The sequence below is a fragment of the Microbacterium sp. M genome (assembly GCF_045181065.1).
GTDB lineage: Bacteria > Actinomycetota > Actinomycetes > Actinomycetales > Microbacteriaceae > Microbacterium.
This window is the reverse complement of the sequence record NZ_CP173721.1, coordinates 458,107-474,263: the sequence shown is the minus strand read 5'-3', so window position 1 is coordinate 474,263 and position 16,157 is coordinate 458,107. Positions and strand designations below refer to the sequence as shown.

Genomic DNA, 16,157 nt, shown 5'->3' with positions numbered 1-16,157 from the left:
GAATCCTTCAGAGGTTCTCTGTGGCGGCGGCCTCGATGGCCAGACCCGCCCGGTAGCGGTCGAGGTAGGTGGTGAATCCGGCGACGTCAGCCGGGTCGGGGTCGGCTGTGGAGAGGGATGCCGAGGCGAACACGCTCTCGTCGAGGAACGTGCCGAGGTCGGTGTCCTGTGCGTGCGCGAGGTACGACGCGAGCACCGCGATGCCCCACGCCCCGCCCTCGCTGGCGAGCTCTCCCACGGCAACGGGGGCGTTCAGCGCTCCGGCGAGGAAGCGCTGGGCGACACCCGCGGTGCGGAACATGCCGCCGTGCGCGAACATGCGGTCCAGGCCCACGCCCTCGGCGGCGAGCACCTGCATGCCCAGCGCGAGCGTTCCGAAGACGCCGTACAGCTGCGCGCGCATGAAGTTGGCCAGCGTGAAGGCGCTGTCCGACGTGCGCACGAACAGCGGCCGCCCCTCGGTGAGGCCGGCGATCGGCTCACCCGCGAGGTGGTTGTACGCGATCAGGCCACCGGCATCCGCTTCGCCTTCGAGCGCTTCGCGGAAGAGGGTGTCGAACACGGCGTCGTCGTCCAGCGGCTGTCCCGCCGCGGCCGAGAAGCGCGTGAAGAGCCCCGCCCAGGCGGCCAGCTCGCTGGCGCCGTTGTTGCAGTGCACCATGGCGACGGCGTCGCCGGCGGGAGTCGTGACGAGGTCGAGCTCGTGGTGGACCTCGGCCAGCGGGTGCTCGAGCACGACCATCGCGAAGATGCTCGTGCCTGCGCTCACGTTGCCGGTCCTGGGGGCGACCGAGTTCGTCGCGACCATGCCTGTTCCGGCGTCGCCCTCGGGCGGGCACAGCGGGATGCCGTGCTGCAGCGCCCCGGTCGGATCGAGCAGGGCCGCGCCCTCGGCCGTCAGCGTTCCGGCCGCAGCGCCGGCGGAGAGCACGGCGGGGAGCAGGTTCGTCACCGGAGCCGGAAGCCGGTCGGCGGCGCGCTCGTCGTAGGCCGCGATCATGCGGGAGTCGTAGTCGCCGGTGGCCGAGTCGATCGGGAACATCCCAGAGGCGTCGCCGACGCCCAGGACCCGTTCGCCGGTGAGCTTCCAGTGCACGTAACCGGCGAGGGTCGTGACGAAGTCGAGCTGCGGGACGTGCGCCTCGGCATCCGTGACGGCCTGGTGCAGGTGCGCGATCGACCAGCGCAGCGGGATGTTCACGCCCAGCAGTTCGGTCAGCTCGGCGGCCGCGACACCCGTGTTCGTGTTGCGCCAGGTGCGGAACGGGACGAGCAGGTCGCCGGCCTCGTCGAAGGCGAGGTAGCCGTGCATCATGGCCGAGATGCCGATGGCGCCAAAGGTCGCGGGCTTCACGCCGTAGCGGTCGTGCGCGTCGGCGACGAGGTCGGCGAACGCGGCCTGCAGGCCCTGCCACACCTCGTCGATCGCGTAGGTCCAGAGGCCGTCCTCGAGGCGGTTCTCCCACGAGAACGACCCCGTGGCGAGGACCTCGGTGGCGTCGGAGCCGATCAGGCACGCCTTGATGCGGGTCGAGCCGAACTCGATGCCCAGGCTCGTGCGCCCCTCGAGGAGGTCGTCGCGCGCGGTCATCGGCGGGCGTCCGAGTTCTGGCCGTACACGTTCTGGTACCGGTTGAACAGGCTGTCGATCGCTTCCTGCGGGATCGGGATCAGCGGGCCGGCCTCGCGGGCGTAGTGCACGGTGCGGGCGACGTCCTCGACCATGACGGCGGCCTTGACGGCATCCTTCGCATCGACGCCGATCGTGAACGGTCCGTGGTTCTGCATGAGGACGGCGCGCGAGCGGTGTCCGGTGAGGGTCTGCACGATGCCGCGACCGATGGAGTCGTCGCCGATGATCGCGAACGGGCCGATCGGGATGGGACCGCCGAACTCGTCGGCCATGGCCGTGATGACGCAGGGGATCTCCTCACCGCGTGCGGCCCACGCGACGGCGAAGGTCGAGTGGGTGTGCACGACGCCCCCGACGTCGGGCATGTTGCGGTAGACGTAGGCGTGCGCCGCGGTGTCGCTGGATGGGCTCCGGTCGCTGCCGGCGGTGCCGGGGATGACAGTGCCGTCCAGGTCGCACAGGATCATGTTGTCAGGCGTCAGGTCGTCGTAGCTCACGCCGGACGGCTTGATCACGAACAGATCGGCACCGGGGACGCGGCCGGAGACGTTGCCTCCCGTCCACACGATCAGCTCGTACCGGACCAGTTCTCCGTGCAGTCGGGCGACGTCCTCCCGGACGGTCTGAATGGCGGCTTCGATCTCAGGGGCGAAGACAGGGGCTTCGTTGCTCACGGATACCTCATCATGCGGCGGACTCACCGGTCACTGTGACCGGTCACAGTAGTGTCCCATGCGGGGGTGACGGCGTCAAGGCGGTGGGCCGGTGCTCACCGCGGGGGCGCGACGGATGCACGCGGCACGAGGACCGGCGCGACGGGTGCGAGATCGGATGCCGCGGCATCCGCCCCCGAGATCAGCGTCGCAACCGCACGGCGGGCGAGCTCGCCGAAGTCCTGCCGAACCGTCGTGAGCGGCGGCCAGTAGTACGCCGAGTCGGGGATGTCGTCGAAGCCGACGACGCTGACGTCGCCGGGCACATCGAGGCCGGCCTCGCGCAGCCCGGTCAGCAGCCCGAGCGCCATCTGGTCGTTGGCCGCGAACACCGCCGTGACGCCTGCGGCACGGATCTCGCCGGCAGCGTCGTATCCGGAGCGGGCCGTCCAGTCGCCCACCAGCACGGGGCCGACCGGCAGGCCGCGGTCGGCGAGCTCGGCCTGGAACCCCTCCACCCGCGATTCGGCCTCGAGCCAGTCGACGGGACCGGCCAGATGCGCGATGCGGGTGTGGCCGGCATCCGCCAGCGCAGCCACGGCGAGCCGCGCACCGGCGGCGTGGTCGACGGAAAGACCTCGGGCGCCGCGCCCCGCGGAGTGCAGCGTGACGACGGGAATGCCGATGCGCGAGATGTCCAGAGCGACGAGCGTCCTGGCATGCGGCGCGACGACGACGATCCCCTCGACGCCCTGCGCGATCAAGTGATCGACGGCGGAGGCGACCGCGGCATCATCCGCGGCATCCGCGAAGGCCGCACTCACCCAGTACCCGGCCTCGCGAGCGCTGGACTCGATGGCTGCGATGCTCCGCGACGGGCCGTACTGCAGGGCGTCGGAGGCGAGGATGCCGAGCGTGCGCGTGCGCCGCGTGCCTAGTGCGCGGGCGGCGTTGTTCATCCGATAGCCGAGTTCGTCCATGGCGGCGAGCACGCGTTCGCGGGTGCTCGCCGCGACCTCCGGATGGTCGTTGAGCACCCGGGAGACGGTCTGCCGGGATACTCCGGCGAGCGCGGCGACCTCGCGCACGCCGACCGTGCGGGTGCCGTCGGTTCTCGTCTCGCTCATCGCGATGAGTCTAGGGCCGTCGCCGTGAGGCGGCGGGTCGTGGCACTCTGGACGCATGCGCATCGCACTCACCGGATCATCAGGCAAGCTCGGCCGTGTCGTCGCGAGGGAGCTGCGCGCAAGCGGCTACGACGTCATCGGCATGGATGTCGCGGGCACCCGCGGCCCCGACTTCGTCCAGGTCGATCTCACCGACTACGGCCAGGTCGTCGACGCGTTCACCGCGGTCGGCGATCGGCACAACGGCATCGACGCGGTCGTGCACCTCGGTGCGATCCCTGCGCCAGGCATCCGCAGCGATGTCGCGACGTTCCACAACAACATGCCTGCGACGTTCAACGTGTTCTGGGCGGCGGTGCGCCTCGGCATCCAGCGCATCGTCTACGCATCCAGCGAGACCGTGCTCGGGCTGCCGTTCGACGCTCCACCGCCGTACATCCCGGTGGACGAGGAGTACCCGGCGCGCCCGGAGTCCGTGTACTCGCTGGTGAAGACGCTGGAGGAGCAGCTGGCGACCGAGCTGGTGCGCTGGCATCCGGATGTCTCGATCACCGCGCTGCGCTTCTCGAACGTGATGGACCCGGAGGACTATGCGGACTTCCCGTCCTTCGATGACGACGCCCTGCGGCGCAAGTGGAACCTCTGGGGCTACATCGACGCCCGCGACGGGGCGCAGGCCGTGCAGCGCGCGCTCGAGGCCGCAGCCCCTGGGTTCGACCGGTTCATCATCGCGGCCGCCGACACCGTGATGTCACGCCCGAATGCCGAGCTCATCGCCGAAGTGTTTCCCGGTGTGCCGGTGACCCGGGAGGTCGGGCCCAACGAGACCCTGCTCTCGATCGAGAAGGCGCGGCGCGTACTGGGCTTCGACCCGCAGCATTCCTGGCGCGACCACGTGTGAGGCACCGAGGCGGCGCGGCCCCGTCCTACCGCCGGGCGATCGTCGACCCGCGGATCATCAGCCGCACCGGCAGGGTCCGCGTCCCTGAACCGATGTTCACGCCGTCGATCGCGTCGAACACGCGCTGCGCCGCCTGACGGCCGAGCTGCTGCAGGTTGGCGTCGATGCTCGTGAGCTCGGGGCGGGAGTTGGTCGCGAGGACCTCCCAGTTGTCGTAACCCATGACGGCGAGGTCGTCGGGCACGGACCGCCCGAGGTCGCGCGCCGAATCGAGCGCGCCGCGCGCGATCTGATCCGACCCGCAGAAGATCGCATCGATCTCCGGATGCCGCTGCAGCAGCAGCGCCGCGGCATCCCGCCCCCAGTGCTCGCTCCACTCCGAGAACATCGGCGCTCCGACGAGCTCGAGCCCGGCATCGGCGAGCGCCGCCCGCGCCCCCGTCAGGCGGTCCTGCGCCGCCGCGTACGAGGGGTCGCCGGAGATGTGCGCGATGCGCCGCCGCCCGCACGCGAGCAGATGCTCGACCGCGAGCCGGCCGCCCTCGACGTTGTCCGGCGTGAGCGACAGGTCGCGCGGATCATCCGATGGGGCGTAGGCGTAGACCACCGGCACAGGGATGCCCTGCCCCAGCGAAGGCCGTGGGTCGGTCTGCCGGCCGACGACGATGATCCCGTCGACGCGTCGACTGAGCAGTTCGCGGAGGTGATGCTGCTCGCGGATCGCATCGCCGCGCGCGTCGCACAGGAAGACGTTGATCCGTCCTGCGCCGAACGCATCCTCCGCCCCCATGAGGATCGGCAGCATGAACCGTCCCTCGAGATCGCTCGTGAGCAGACCGACGGTCCCGGTCCGACCCGCCAGCAGGCCCCTCGCCATCGCGTTGGGGGTGAACGCCAGCTCCTCAGCCGCCGCGAGCACTCGGGCGCGGGTCGCGGCCGCGACATCGCCGCGGTCGTTGAGCGCTTTGGATGCCGTGGCGATCGAGACGCCGGCACGCAGCGCGACGTCATTGAGCGTCGCGGCCTTCGCCGCGGTCTCGCCTGCTGCCACCGCATCCTCCTGCGTGCCGACCTGTTGCTGAAAGGTTATCGGACAACCTCTTGACCACCCGATGACTCACACGGTATACCTTTTCGAAAGGGGTTTCGGTGATTTTCGATCCGGCTCCGGAATCCATCGACAGCATCCGCTCGAACCGCTCGAGGAAGAGCCGAGGAGGCACACCCATGCACACCCCCCGACGCCGCACGATCAGACGTGCGGCCATCGCCTTCGCCACCGCCGCAGCACTGGTCGGCTCGCTCGCCGCCTGCGCGAGCGGTGGCGACCCGCAGGGCCCGGTCGAACCCATCCCCGCGGAGGGTGTGGACGACGGGTCGACGCTGACCCTGTGGACCCGTGCTCCCCTGGAGCATCAGGCCAAGCTCCTGGTCGACGCGTACAACGAGACGCACGAGAACCAGGTCGAGCTCACGGTCGTCCCGAACGACGACTACGTCGCCAAGGTCGGTGCGGCGGCCGGGTCGGGCGGGCTGCCCGACCTGTTCGCGGCCGACATCGTCTATGTGCCGAACTGGGTGCAGCAGGGGCTGTTCGCCGACATCAGCGAGCAGGTCGACGGCCTCGACTTCAAGGATTCGATCAACGAGGGCCACCTCTCCGCCGGCACCTACGAGGACAAGGAGCACGTGCTGCCGTTCGTGCTCGATCTGTCCATGCTGTTCTGGAACAAGGAGCTCTTCGCCGAGGCCGGCCTCGACCCCGAGAAGGCGCCGGCGACGCTCGAAGAGTTCGCGTCCGCCGCTCAGGCCGTGCAGGCGCTGAACAAGCCGGACACGTACGGCACTGCCACGGGTCTGAACTGCGGCGGATGCCTCGTGTTCACGTGGTTCCCCTCGATCTGGGCATCCGGCGAGGAGGTCATGAGCGAGGACGGAACCGAGTCGCTCCTGAACGGAGACGCCGCGCAGGAGGTCTACGACACCTGGGCCGGCCTTCAGGAGGCCGGCGCGATCCTGCCGAGCTCCACGGATGAGGCGGGTCCGACCTGGACCGCCGCGTTCAGCGAGGGCAAGGTCGGCGTCATGCCGTTCCCCGCGACGCTGCTGCCCACGCTCGAGTTCGACGCGGGCGTGGCAGGTCTGCCCGGCGTCGACGGCGGCGCATCCACGTTCGTCGGCGGCGACGGCATCGGCATCTCGAAGGACTCGGAGCAGTCCCCGCAGGCGTGGAACTTCCTGAACTGGATGATGTCGGAGCAAGCGCAGGTCGAGGTTCTCGCACAGGACGGCAACGCCGTCTCCCGCGGCGACCTCGCCGACAACGAGTACGCCGCAGCCGACCCTCGTCTGGTGACGATCAACGAGGTGGCGGCTCAAGGCGACACCCCGGTGGCGATCAACTTCCAGCAGGCGTTCAACGCGCCCGGCAGCCCGTGGCTGAACCTCGTGCGCAACGCGGTCCTCAAGGGCACCGACTCGGTCGACGCCGACAACGACGAGATCACCGCGATCCTCTCGCAGTGACCATGGCCTCGACCGCACTCCCCAGGGGCCGCCGGCGCTCGCGCACCGGGTACGGCGGCCCCGTGCAGGGCTGGCTGTACGCCGCCCCGACGGCGATCTTCGTCGCTCTCCTGTTCATCGTGCCGCTGGTGCTCGTCTTCCAGATGTCGGCATCCGACTGGCCGCTGCTGAGCGGCAACCAGGGCGTCAACTTCCCCGACAACTACGTGGATGCCGTCACTCACCGGCTGTTCTGGGACTCGATCTGGTTCACCCTGAAGTACACCCTGATCGCGACCGTGCTGCTGATCGGCCTCGGCCTCGGCCTCGCACTGCTCGTCCAGGAATCCACCCGCTGGAAGGGGTTCCTGCGCACGGCGTTCCTCATCCCGAGCGCGCTGGGCCTGGCATCCGCATCGCTGCTGTTCTACGTGCTGTACTCCCCCATCGCGGGCCCCTTCGCCGATCTCATGAAGTCCTGGGGGATCACCTTCCTCGGCACACCGGAGGGCGCACTGTGGTCGACGATCTTCCTGATCGTGTGGCGCTACGCCGGGTTCTACATGCTGCTGATGCTCGTGGGGCTGCAGGGCATCCCCGACGACGTGTACGAGGCCGCCCGCATCGACGGCGCGAGCCGCTGGCAGACCTTCCGCGACATCACTGTTCCGCTGCTGCGCCCGACGTTCGCCCTGACCATCGTGATGTGCGTGACCGGGTCGCTGCTCGCGTTCGAGCAGTTCTACATCCTCACCAAGGGCGGGCCGGACAACAGCACCATGACGGTCGTGCAGCTCATCTACAACGTCGCGTTCCAGGGGCAGAACAGCCTCGGCATCGCCGGCGCCCTCTCGGTGATCGTGCTGCTGGCGCTCATCATCATCAACGTCTTCCAGCTGCGCGCCTTCCGGCGCCCGGATGAGAACTGAGTCGAGAGCCGATCCCATGTCTCAGACACTGACCCGCACCCTCGTCGCACCGGACCACCAGCCGACGGCCCCGCGCTACCGCTCCAGGGCGAAGCGCCTCGTCTACGGCATCCCGTACTGGGTGTTCACGACGGCCCTGGCCGTGATCTTCCTGTACCCGCTGATCTGGACCGGCGTCTCGAGTGTGAGTCCGCTGGCCGGGACGAGCCAGACCGACGGCTGGGGCTTCGGCAACTACGCCGCGCTCGGCGAGTACCAGGCCGGCATCTGGGTGTACCTGGGCAATTCGCTGTTCGTCTCGGTGCTGACCGTCGCCCTCACCCTGTTCATCTCGCTGCTGGGCGGCTACGCGTTCGCGCGGTTCTCGTTCCCCGGCAAGAACGCGCTGTTCCTGCTGACGCTGGCGATCCTGATGGTGCCGTACGCGACGCTGCTGATCCCGCTGTACGTGATCCTGAATTCGGTCGGCCTGCAGAACTCGCTCGTCGGCGTGGCCCTGGTGATCACGATGTTCCAGCTGCCGTTCTCGATGTTCATGATGCGCATCTCGTTCGAATCGATCCCGCGCGAGATGGACGAAGCCGCGATGGTCGACGGATGCTCCAGCTGGAGCGCCCTGTGGCGTGTGCTGCTCCCCGCGGTCAAGCCGGGACTCGTCACGGTCGGGCTGTTCGCGTTCCTGACCGCATGGAACGACTTCATGGCTCCGCTGATCCTCATCAGCGACTCCAACCGGATGACGCTGCCGCTCGCCGTCGCCAACCTCCGAGGGCAGGTGCAGGGCGTCGTCGACTACGGCGCCACCGAGGCGGGGGTCGTCGTCCTCGCACTCCCCTGCATCCTCCTCTTCCTGATCCTCCAACGGCACTACGTGCGCGGCTTCATGTCCGGCGCCTTCAAGGGATGACCATGACCCATATCTCCGCTCCCGTCGTCCCCTCCCACGGTCGACTGCGCCCCCTCGGCCTCGAAGAGGTCTCCATCACCGGCGGGTTCTGGGCCGAACGCCAGCGCGTGAACGGTTCGGCGACACTCGCGCACATCGAATCCCGCCTGGAATCCGAGGGCTGGCTGGGCAACTTCGATCTCGCGGCATCCGGCGCTCTGCCCGCCGGCCGCCGAGGGCGGGAGTTCGCGGACTCCGAGATCTACAAGTACCTCGAGGCGCTCGCGTGGGAGATCGGACGGACGGATGCCGCGGCATCCTCACCCCTCGAGGAGCGCTTCCGCGCGATCGTCGCCCGCGTGGCCGCCGCCCAGGAGCCCGACGGCTACCTGAACACGGCGTTCGGGCGACCCGGCCAGGGCGCACGCTGGTCGGATCTGGAGTGGGGGCACGAGCTGTACTGCCTCGGCCACCTGTTCCAGGCCGCGGTCGCCCGTGCGCGCACCCGAGCGGATGCCGACGACGGTCTCATCGGGATCGCCCGGCGTGCCGCGGAGCTGGTGTGCCGCGAGTTCGGCGCGGACGGACGCGATGCGATCTGCGGGCACGCCGAGGTCGAGGTCGGGCTCGCCGAACTCGGTCGCGCCCTGGGCGAGCAGCGGTTCGTCGACCAGGCCGCACTGTTCATCGAGCGGCACGGACGAGGGTCGCTGCGCGACATCGAGTGGGGTCGGAAGTACTACCAGGACGATGTTCCGGTGCGGGAGGCGTCGGTGCTGCGCGGCCACGCGGTTCGGGCGAACTATCTGTCGGCGGGGGCCGCGGATGTCGCGGTCGAGCGCTCGGATGCCTCGCTGCTTTCTGCGTTGCGTCAGCAGTGGGCACGCACCGTCGAACGGCGCACCTACGTGACCGGCGGCCAGGGCTCGCACCACCAGGACGAGGCGTTCGGAGACGATTGGGAGCTGCCTACCGACCGCGCCTACTCCGAGACATGCGCGGGCATCGGCTCGGTGATGTTCTCGTGGCGGCTGCTGCTGGCGACAGGAGACGCTGCCTTTGGCGACCTGATCGAGCGCACGCTGTTCAACGTCGTGGCGACGTCGCCTTCGTCGGACGGCAAGGCGTTCTACTACGCCAATACGCTGCATCAGCGGGTTCCGGGGGTGCCGGCCGACCCGGACGCCACGTCATCACGGGCGTCGTCGTCCCTGCGCGCGCCGTGGTTCGAGGTGTCGTGCTGCCCGCCGAACGTCGCCCGCACCTTCGCCAGTCTGGACGCGTACGTCGCCACGGCGGACGATGACGGCGTGCAGCTGCACCAGTACGCTCCGGCGCGAGTGCGCACGACGCTGCCCGACGGGCGCGTCGTCGCGTTCGACGTCGCGACCGAGTACCCGGCGGACGGGCGCGTGCGGATCACGATCGCAGAGGACGGCGAATGGACGCTGACCCTGCGGGTCCCGGCATGGGCTGACGGGGCGACGCTGCGGGTGAATGGCGCGGACGCGGCCGTCGCTTCGGGGGCCGTCACGGTGCGACGAGCATTCCGACGCGGGGATGTCGTCGAGCTGGACCTGCCCGTCGCGCCTCGCGTGACGGAGCCCGACCCTCGAGTGGATGCCGTCCGCGGCTGCGTCGTCGTCGAACGAGGGCCCGAGGTGCTCGCGCTGGAGTCGACTGATTTCGGCTCGGACGTGGTGGATGCCGTGATCGCCGGCGATCCGGTGGAGCGCGACGGCCGGGTCGTCGTGCCGGTACGGAATCGATCGACCGGTTCCGTGGTGGAGGCTCCGCTCGTGGCGTACCACGACTGGGCGCAGCGCGGACCGTCGACCATGCGCGTCTGGTTGCCGACGAGCTGAGGTTCCCCCGGCTCCTCGGATGGCGGCATTCCGCCGCCCCTTGTCGCTCTTCGCGCTCGCCGGACGCGGGCGTGTTCATTACTCTCGCCTCATGCGCATCTCCGACTTCGCCGTCCCCGACACCCCTGCTGCGCGGGGAGCCCGCGCGCTGATGGACGAGTACCACTCCCCTGCGCTGAGCCACCATGTGCAGCGCTCCTGGCTGTGGGCCGAGGCGTTCGCCGTCATCGAAGAGCGCACCGGTGTCGACCACGAGCTGCTCTACGCCGCGGCGCTGCTGCACGACATCGGACTCGCTCCGGCGTTCGACAACCACCTGCTCGGCTACGAAGAGGCCGGAGGCCATGTCGGCGGGGCGATGGTGGCCGGTGCCGGATGGCCCGCCGAGCGTCGGCGGCGCATCAACGAGGTCATCGTGCGGCACAACTGGCCCGAGGTCGACCCCGCGTTCGACCTCGAGGGCTACCTGCTCGAGACCGCCACCGGCCTCGACATCTCCGGACGCCGGGATGCCGAGATCCCGCTCGAGTTCCGCCGAGAGGTGCTTTCGGTGCACCCGCGACTGGATCTCGCCGAGGAGTTCGGCGCTGGCGTGCGGGAGCAGGCGCACCGCAAACAGCACAGCCACGCCCGCCGCCTGCTCGACGGCGGCCTCATCGACAAGCTTGCGGCGAACCCGCTGGAACACCTCTGAGGTCGGCGCCCGCTACTCCTTCTTGCGCGTCACCGCTCGCTGCAGCAGCACGAACACGAGCAGGATGCCGCCGGTGATGATCGTCGTCATCTCCGGCGGGATGCCGCCGTCGCGCGTGATCAGCACGTTCATGAGCCCCAGCACGAGCGCGCCGATGACGGAGCCGAGCACGTACCCGTACCCACCGGTGAGCACGGTGCCGCCGATTACGGCGGCGGCGATCGCATCGAGTTCCCAGCCGATGCCGGTGATGTTCTGCGCGGTGCCGATCCGGGCCGTGTAGAGCACGGCGGCGAGGCCGGCGAGCGTCCCGCTGATCACGTACACGAGCACCTTGGTGCGGTTGACCGGGAGGCCCATGAGCAATGCGGAGCTCTCCGAGCCGCCGATCGCGTACACCGTGCGACCGGTGCGCGTCCGGTGCAGGATGAAGAACGCCACCGCGACGACCACCACGGCGATGATGACCGCCGGCGTGATCACGAGGTCGTTCACCTTCGGGCCGTCGATGATCTTCAGCTGCTGTCCCAGCCAGCGGATCGGCGACTCCTCACCGAGTCGCTCGGCCTTCGTGCTGAGCAGCGAGGCGAGTCCTCGGCCGAGGAACATCATCGCCAGCGTCGCGATGAACGGCTGCACGTTGAAGTATCGGATCAGGATGCCGGAGACGAGGCCGAACGCCGATCCGATGAGGATCATCGTGATGACGACGGCGAACGCGTTCCATCCGGCATTGGCCAGCATGACGCCGGCCACCGAGGAGACCGCGATGATCGCACCGACCGAGAGGTCGATGCCGCCGGTGATGATGACGAACGTGAGAGCGACGGCGAGCACGATGAGGTGCGCGTTGTTGATCAGAAGGTTCGACAGGGTGCTGGCCTGCACGATGCGCCCGTAGGCGATCTCGCCGTACACGACCATGCCGACGAAGATGACGACCGAGGCGATCGTCGGCAGCACCGACGGGTTCGCTTTCACGGCACGGCCGATGCGACCAGCGAACGTCGGGGACTCGGACCGGGTCTCGGTCACCGTGAGGGCGGTCATGCCGCCACCTCCTCTTTCGCCGGGGCGGCGGGCGGTGTCGGCACCGCCGTCTTCCGTCCGCGGAACCAGTTGCGCACCCGCTCGGACTGCAGCAGGCACAGCACGACGATCACGATCGCCTTGAACGCCGGTGTGGCGGACGAGGAGACGCCGAGGTACAGCACGGTCTTGTCGAGCGTCGCGATCAGCAGGGCGCCGACGAAGGCGCCACTGAGCGAGAACTTGCCGCCGGCGAGCGATGCGCCGCCGATGACGACGGCCAGGATCGCGTCGAGCTCCAGCTGGTAACCCGTCCGTGAGATGTCGACGGTCATGACGCTGCCGACCGCCATGATTCCGGCGATGCCGGCGAGGATGCCGCTGAGGATGTAGGTCGTCAGCAGCAGGCCCTTCGGCTTGATGCCCGCCATCCGGCTGGCCTTCGGGTTGATGCCGATCGCCTCGATCATGAGCCCGAGGGCGCTGCGCCGCACGACCCAGCCGACCAGGAGCACGATCAGCACCGCGAGGATGAAAACGACCGGGATGCCGAGGACGTAGCCGTTCGAGATCCAGCGGAAAGCGTCGTTCGATGCCGTCGTGTTCTGCCCGCCCGTGATCACCTTCGCGATTCCGCGGCCGGCGAGCATCAGCACGAGCGTCGCGATGAACGGCTGCAGTCCGACATAGGCCACCAGCACGCCGTTGAGCGCGCCGAGGATGCCGGTGATGAGCAGCGCGAGCCCCACCGCGGCGAACGCGGCGCCGACGGAGCCGTCGGCCGCGCTCAGGAACTCCATCGACACCGCACCGGCGACGGCCATCAGCGAGCCGACCGAGAGATCGATGCCGCCAGTCGCGATCACGAGGGACATGCCGATCGCGATCATCATGATCGGCGCCGCCTGTCGCAGGATGTCGATCACGTTGCCGACGAGGTGGCCGTTGTTCGGGTTCACCGACATCGCGAGGTAGGTCGGGTCCTTGATCAGGTTCAGCGCGAGAAGGGCGACGATCGCGACGATCCCCCAGAAGAACGGCTTGTGGATCAGCTCACGCCAGAACGACGTGCCGGATGCGGCGGTCATCGCGCTTCCTCCTTGTCTGCGGTGTGCGCGATCGTATCGGGTGCCGCGCCCTCCGTCTCCTCGAGTGTCTCGGCGGCGGCTTCGGTGCCGTGCGCGGCGATCACGTCGACGATCTCCTGTGCGGTCACGTCCGGGCCGTTCTGGATCTCGCCGATCTTGCGGTGGTCCTTGAGCACGACGATCCGCTCCGACAGCCGGACGACCTCTTCCAGCTCGGACGAGATGAACACGACCGCGACACCGTCCTCGGCGAGTTCGGCGACGGCCTCCTGGATCTCGGCTTTCGCGCCGACGTCGATGCCCCGCGTGGGTTCGTCGAGGATCAGCAGGTCGGGCTTCGTCGCCAGCCAGCGTCCGAGCAGGACCTTCTGCTGGTTGCCGCCGGAGAGGTTCTTGATCATGCGATCGGGGTCGGCAGGGCGCACGTTGAGCTCGGTGATGTACTTCTCGACGATCGCGTCCTGCTCCTTGCGCGGCATGGGCTTGGCCCAGCCGCGTTCGGCTTGCACCGCGAGGATGATGTTCTCTCGGACGGTGAGATCGCCGATGATGCCCTCATCGCGACGGTTCTCGGTCGAGAACGCGATGCGCTTGGCCAGCCCGTCGGAAGGGGACTTCAGGTCCGTCTCGACCCCGTTCACCGAGATCGACCCGGCATCGGGGCGGTCGGCGCCGTAGAGCAGACGAGCGAGTTCGGTGCGTCCTGAGCCGAGGAGACCCGCGAAGCCGACGACCTCGCCCGGACGGATGTCGAGATCGGTCGCCTCGACGGACCCGCGGCGGGCGATGCCGGATGCCGACAGCACCGGCTGCTCGTCGGTGTCACGCGGTGCGGTGCGCCGGTTGCCGCCGAGGGATTTCAGCGAATCGAGGTCCTTGCCGATCATCGTGGAGATGAGTGCGTGGCGGTCGAGATCGCGCGTGAGGAACTCGCCCTGGTACTGACCGTTGCGCAGCACCGTCAGACGGTCGCTGATCGCATAGATCTGGTCGAGGAAGTGCGAGACGAAGAGGATGGCGACGCCCTGGTCGCGCAGTGTGCGCATGACCGTGAAGAGGCCTTCGACCTCGGCGGCGTCGAGACTCGAGGTGGGTTCGTCCAGGATCAGCACCTTGGCCTTGATCGCCATGGCGCGGCTGATCGCGACGAGCTGCTGGACGGCGATCGACAGCGTCGACAGCGGCTTGTGCGTATCGAGATGCTCCAGCCCGAGTCGGGCGAGCGCGTCGGTCGCGGCACGATGGGTCGCGCGCCAGTTGATGCCGAGCGGACCGCGGACCTCGTGTCCGAGCATCACGTTCTCGCCGATCGACAGGTTCGGGGCGAGGTTGACCTCCTGATAGACCGTGGAGATCCCGGCATCCTGAGCGTCCGACGTACCGGCGAAGCTGCGCTCCGCACCGGCGACGACGATCGACCCGGAGTCGATCCGGTAGACACCGGTGAGCGCTTTGATCAGGGTCGACTTGCCGGCGCCGTTCTCTCCCATGAGAGCGTGCACCTCGCCCTGGAACAGACGGAAGTCGACGCCGTCGAGGGCTTTCACCCCGGGGAACTCGATCGAGATCCCGCGCATCTCGACGATGGGCAGTTCTTCGTTCATCGCTGACTCTCAGTTTCGAAGATGGGATGCCGGGGCGGCGCAGGTCGCTGCGCCACCCCGGCAGTCAGTGCGATCGTGAGCGATCAGTACTTGCGGTCCGCGAGGACGGCCTGAGCGGCCTCTGCGGAGTCGAACGCCTCGCTCGGCACGACGATGTACGACTCGACCTCCTCGCCGGCGAGCGTCTTCTCGACGACCTCGAGGGCGGTCTCGCCGAACAGCGGGTTGTACTCGTGCACGTAGCTGAGCTGACCGTCCGCGAGCGCCTGCATGGCGTTCTTGGTGCCGTCGATCGTGGCGATCTTGACGTCGGTGCCGATCACGAGACCGGCTTCCTCGGCGGCCTGCGCCGCCCCGAGGCCCATCTCGTCGTTCTGGGCGAACACGAACTGGATGTCGTTGCTGTTGGCCTTCAGCATGGTCTCGAAGACGCTCTTGCCCTCTTCGGCCGACCAGTTGGCGGTCTGCGCGTCGACGAGCGCGAGCGAGGAGTCGGCGAGGCCCTCTTCGAAGCCCTCATTGCGCTCGTTGACCACGCCGACGCCGGCCGGCCCCTCGAGCACGACGTAGTTGCCGCCGTCGGGGAAGGTGGTGGCAGCCCAGGCGCCGACCTCCTTGGCGACCTCCACGTTGTCGGGCGCGATGCGGGTGACGTACAGGCTGTCGTCGTCGGGCTCGATGCCGCGGTCGAGCAGGATGACGGGAATCTCCGCCTCCTGTGCTCGCTTGAGCGAGTCCTCCCAGCCGGATGCCTCGGTGGCGGAGAGCAGGATGACGTCGACGCCCTCGTCGACGAACGACGTGAACGCGTCGATCTGCGACTTCTGGTCGAGGTTGGTGGCGGGTGCGTACTTGAGTTCGTATCCGGCATCCTCCGTGAAGGTGTCCTGGATGTTCTGCTCGTTGGCCTCGCGCCATGCACCCTCGGGGCCGACGGCGACGAAACCGACGGTGGTCAGCTCGCCGGAGCCGGTCTCGCCGGTCGAGCCATCGCCGCTGCCGCCGTCGTCGCCGGTCGAGCAGGCGGCCAGGCCGAACACCAGGGCGCCTGCGGCGGCCAGGCCGAGTACGGTGCGAATGCGCTTCTTCGCGGACATGTTTCTCCTCCTTGAGACGCCGAGATTGCCCCGGCCGGACCGACGTGGTCCCCTGCGTGATTGCAGGACGCCTGAGGGCGTCCTGTCCGTGATGTTACCGGGAACATTCTGTGGAACACAACAAGGTGCTCAAACCGTGACTTTTC

At 68.7% G+C, this 16,157-nt stretch carries 14 protein-coding genes; 6 read left to right on the top strand and 8 right to left on the bottom strand.

What is annotated here, in order from left to right; genetic code table 11:
• Window positions 1-7 precede the first annotated feature (7 nt).
• The 3 genes from ACI7YT_RS02245 to ACI7YT_RS02235 form a co-directional block, all read right to left on the bottom strand.
• A complete protein-coding gene (locus ACI7YT_RS02245; protein WP_406248759.1) occupies window positions 8-1,591 on the bottom strand; it encodes a xylulokinase in 1,584 nt (527 codons plus the stop codon).
• The gene (locus ACI7YT_RS02240; protein WP_406248757.1) at window positions 1,588-2,307 is read right to left on the bottom strand and encodes an L-ribulose-5-phosphate 4-epimerase; all 720 of its coding nucleotides are present in this window, start codon (window positions 2,305-2,307) and stop codon (window positions 1,588-1,590) included. Before ACI7YT_RS02240 ends, ACI7YT_RS02245 begins: the two co-directional genes overlap by 4 nt.
• Before the next feature lie 95 nt (window positions 2,308-2,402).
• Window positions 2,403-3,413, bottom strand: a complete 1,011-nt coding sequence (locus ACI7YT_RS02235; RefSeq protein ID WP_406248755.1) for a LacI family DNA-binding transcriptional regulator — start codon at window positions 3,411-3,413, stop codon at window positions 2,403-2,405.
• 55 nt (window positions 3,414-3,468) lie between these two features.
• On the opposite strand from ACI7YT_RS02235, the gene ACI7YT_RS02230 reads away from it, so the two are divergent.
• Window positions 3,469-4,314: an NAD-dependent epimerase/dehydratase family protein gene (locus tag ACI7YT_RS02230; RefSeq protein ID WP_406248753.1), complete on the top strand. Its 846-nt coding sequence runs from the start codon at window positions 3,469-3,471 to the stop codon at window positions 4,312-4,314.
• Between the two features lie 25 nt (window positions 4,315-4,339).
• On the opposite strand, the gene ACI7YT_RS02225 is transcribed toward ACI7YT_RS02230, so the two are convergent.
• Window positions 4,340-5,365, bottom strand: a complete 1,026-nt coding sequence (locus ACI7YT_RS02225; RefSeq protein WP_406248752.1) for a LacI family DNA-binding transcriptional regulator — start codon at window positions 5,363-5,365, stop codon at window positions 4,340-4,342.
• Between the two features lie 176 nt (window positions 5,366-5,541).
• Here ACI7YT_RS02225 and ACI7YT_RS02220 point away from each other — a divergent pair, with 176 nt between their 5' ends.
• From ACI7YT_RS02220 to ACI7YT_RS02200, 5 genes are all read left to right on the top strand, one after another.
• On the top strand, window positions 5,542-6,840 hold the full coding sequence (locus ACI7YT_RS02220) for an ABC transporter substrate-binding protein (protein ID WP_406248750.1): 1,299 nt from the start codon (window positions 5,542-5,544) through the stop codon (window positions 6,838-6,840).
• A gap of 2 nt (window positions 6,841-6,842) precedes the next feature.
• Complete coding sequence (locus ACI7YT_RS02215) at window positions 6,843-7,748, top strand: carbohydrate ABC transporter permease (RefSeq protein WP_406250472.1); 906 nt, start codon at window positions 6,843-6,845, stop codon at window positions 7,746-7,748.
• A 16-nt stretch (window positions 7,749-7,764) separates the two neighbouring features.
• Window positions 7,765-8,655, top strand: a complete 891-nt coding sequence (locus ACI7YT_RS02210) for a carbohydrate ABC transporter permease (protein WP_406248748.1) — start codon at window positions 7,765-7,767, stop codon at window positions 8,653-8,655.
• Window positions 8,652-10,499, top strand: coding sequence for a glycoside hydrolase family 127 protein (locus ACI7YT_RS02205; RefSeq protein ID WP_406248747.1), 1,848 nt, complete (start codon window positions 8,652-8,654; stop codon window positions 10,497-10,499). Before ACI7YT_RS02210 ends, ACI7YT_RS02205 begins: the two co-directional genes overlap by 4 nt.
• A 91-nt stretch (window positions 10,500-10,590) precedes the next feature.
• Window positions 10,591-11,193, top strand: coding sequence for an HD domain-containing protein (locus ACI7YT_RS02200; protein WP_406248745.1), 603 nt, complete (start codon window positions 10,591-10,593; stop codon window positions 11,191-11,193).
• A 12-nt stretch (window positions 11,194-11,205) separates the two neighbouring features.
• Here ACI7YT_RS02200 and ACI7YT_RS02195 read toward each other — a convergent pair whose 3' ends face one another.
• The 4 genes from ACI7YT_RS02195 to ACI7YT_RS02180 form a co-directional block, all read right to left on the bottom strand.
• Complete coding sequence (locus ACI7YT_RS02195; RefSeq protein ID WP_406248743.1) at window positions 11,206-12,243, bottom strand: ABC transporter permease; 1,038 nt, start codon at window positions 12,241-12,243, stop codon at window positions 11,206-11,208.
• Complete coding sequence (locus tag ACI7YT_RS02190) at window positions 12,240-13,310, bottom strand: ABC transporter permease (RefSeq protein ID WP_406248741.1); 1,071 nt, start codon at window positions 13,308-13,310, stop codon at window positions 12,240-12,242. The genes ACI7YT_RS02195 and ACI7YT_RS02190 overlap by 4 nt, the downstream gene beginning before the upstream one ends.
• Window positions 13,307-14,914: a sugar ABC transporter ATP-binding protein gene (locus ACI7YT_RS02185; protein WP_406248739.1), complete on the bottom strand. Its 1,608-nt coding sequence runs from the start codon at window positions 14,912-14,914 to the stop codon at window positions 13,307-13,309. The genes ACI7YT_RS02190 and ACI7YT_RS02185 overlap by 4 nt, the downstream gene beginning before the upstream one ends.
• 83 nt (window positions 14,915-14,997) lie before the next feature.
• On the bottom strand, window positions 14,998-16,011 hold the full coding sequence (locus ACI7YT_RS02180; protein WP_406248738.1) for a substrate-binding domain-containing protein: 1,014 nt from the start codon (window positions 16,009-16,011) through the stop codon (window positions 14,998-15,000).
• Window positions 16,012-16,157: the final 146 nt, after the last annotated feature.

Bases quoted from the DNA above. Each gene is read 5' to 3' on its own strand.
- ACI7YT_RS02245 (WP_406248759.1), bottom strand. From the start codon at position 1,591: ATGACCGCGCGCGACGACCTCCTCGAGGGGCGCACGAGCCTGGGCATC.
- ACI7YT_RS02235 (WP_406248755.1), bottom strand. From the start codon at position 3,413: ATGAGCGAGACGAGAACCGACGGCACCCGCACGGTCGGCGTGCGCGAG.
- ACI7YT_RS02230 (WP_406248753.1), top strand. From the start codon at position 3,469: ATGCGCATCGCACTCACCGGATCATCAGGCAAGCTCGGCCGTGTCGTC.
- ACI7YT_RS02220 (WP_406248750.1), top strand. From the start codon at position 5,542: ATGCACACCCCCCGACGCCGCACGATCAGACGTGCGGCCATCGCCTTC.
- ACI7YT_RS02215 (WP_406250472.1), top strand. From the start codon at position 6,843: ATGGCCTCGACCGCACTCCCCAGGGGCCGCCGGCGCTCGCGCACCGGG.
- ACI7YT_RS02210 (WP_406248748.1), top strand. From the start codon at position 7,765: ATGTCTCAGACACTGACCCGCACCCTCGTCGCACCGGACCACCAGCCG.
- ACI7YT_RS02205 (WP_406248747.1), top strand. From the start codon at position 8,652: ATGACCATGACCCATATCTCCGCTCCCGTCGTCCCCTCCCACGGTCGA.
- ACI7YT_RS02200 (WP_406248745.1), top strand. From the start codon at position 10,591: ATGCGCATCTCCGACTTCGCCGTCCCCGACACCCCTGCTGCGCGGGGA.
- ACI7YT_RS02195 (WP_406248743.1), bottom strand. From the start codon at position 12,243: ATGACCGCCCTCACGGTGACCGAGACCCGGTCCGAGTCCCCGACGTTC.
- ACI7YT_RS02190 (WP_406248741.1), bottom strand. From the start codon at position 13,310: ATGACCGCCGCATCCGGCACGTCGTTCTGGCGTGAGCTGATCCACAAG.
- ACI7YT_RS02185 (WP_406248739.1), bottom strand. From the start codon at position 14,914: ATGAACGAAGAACTGCCCATCGTCGAGATGCGCGGGATCTCGATCGAG.
- ACI7YT_RS02180 (WP_406248738.1), bottom strand. From the start codon at position 16,011: ATGTCCGCGAAGAAGCGCATTCGCACCGTACTCGGCCTGGCCGCCGCA.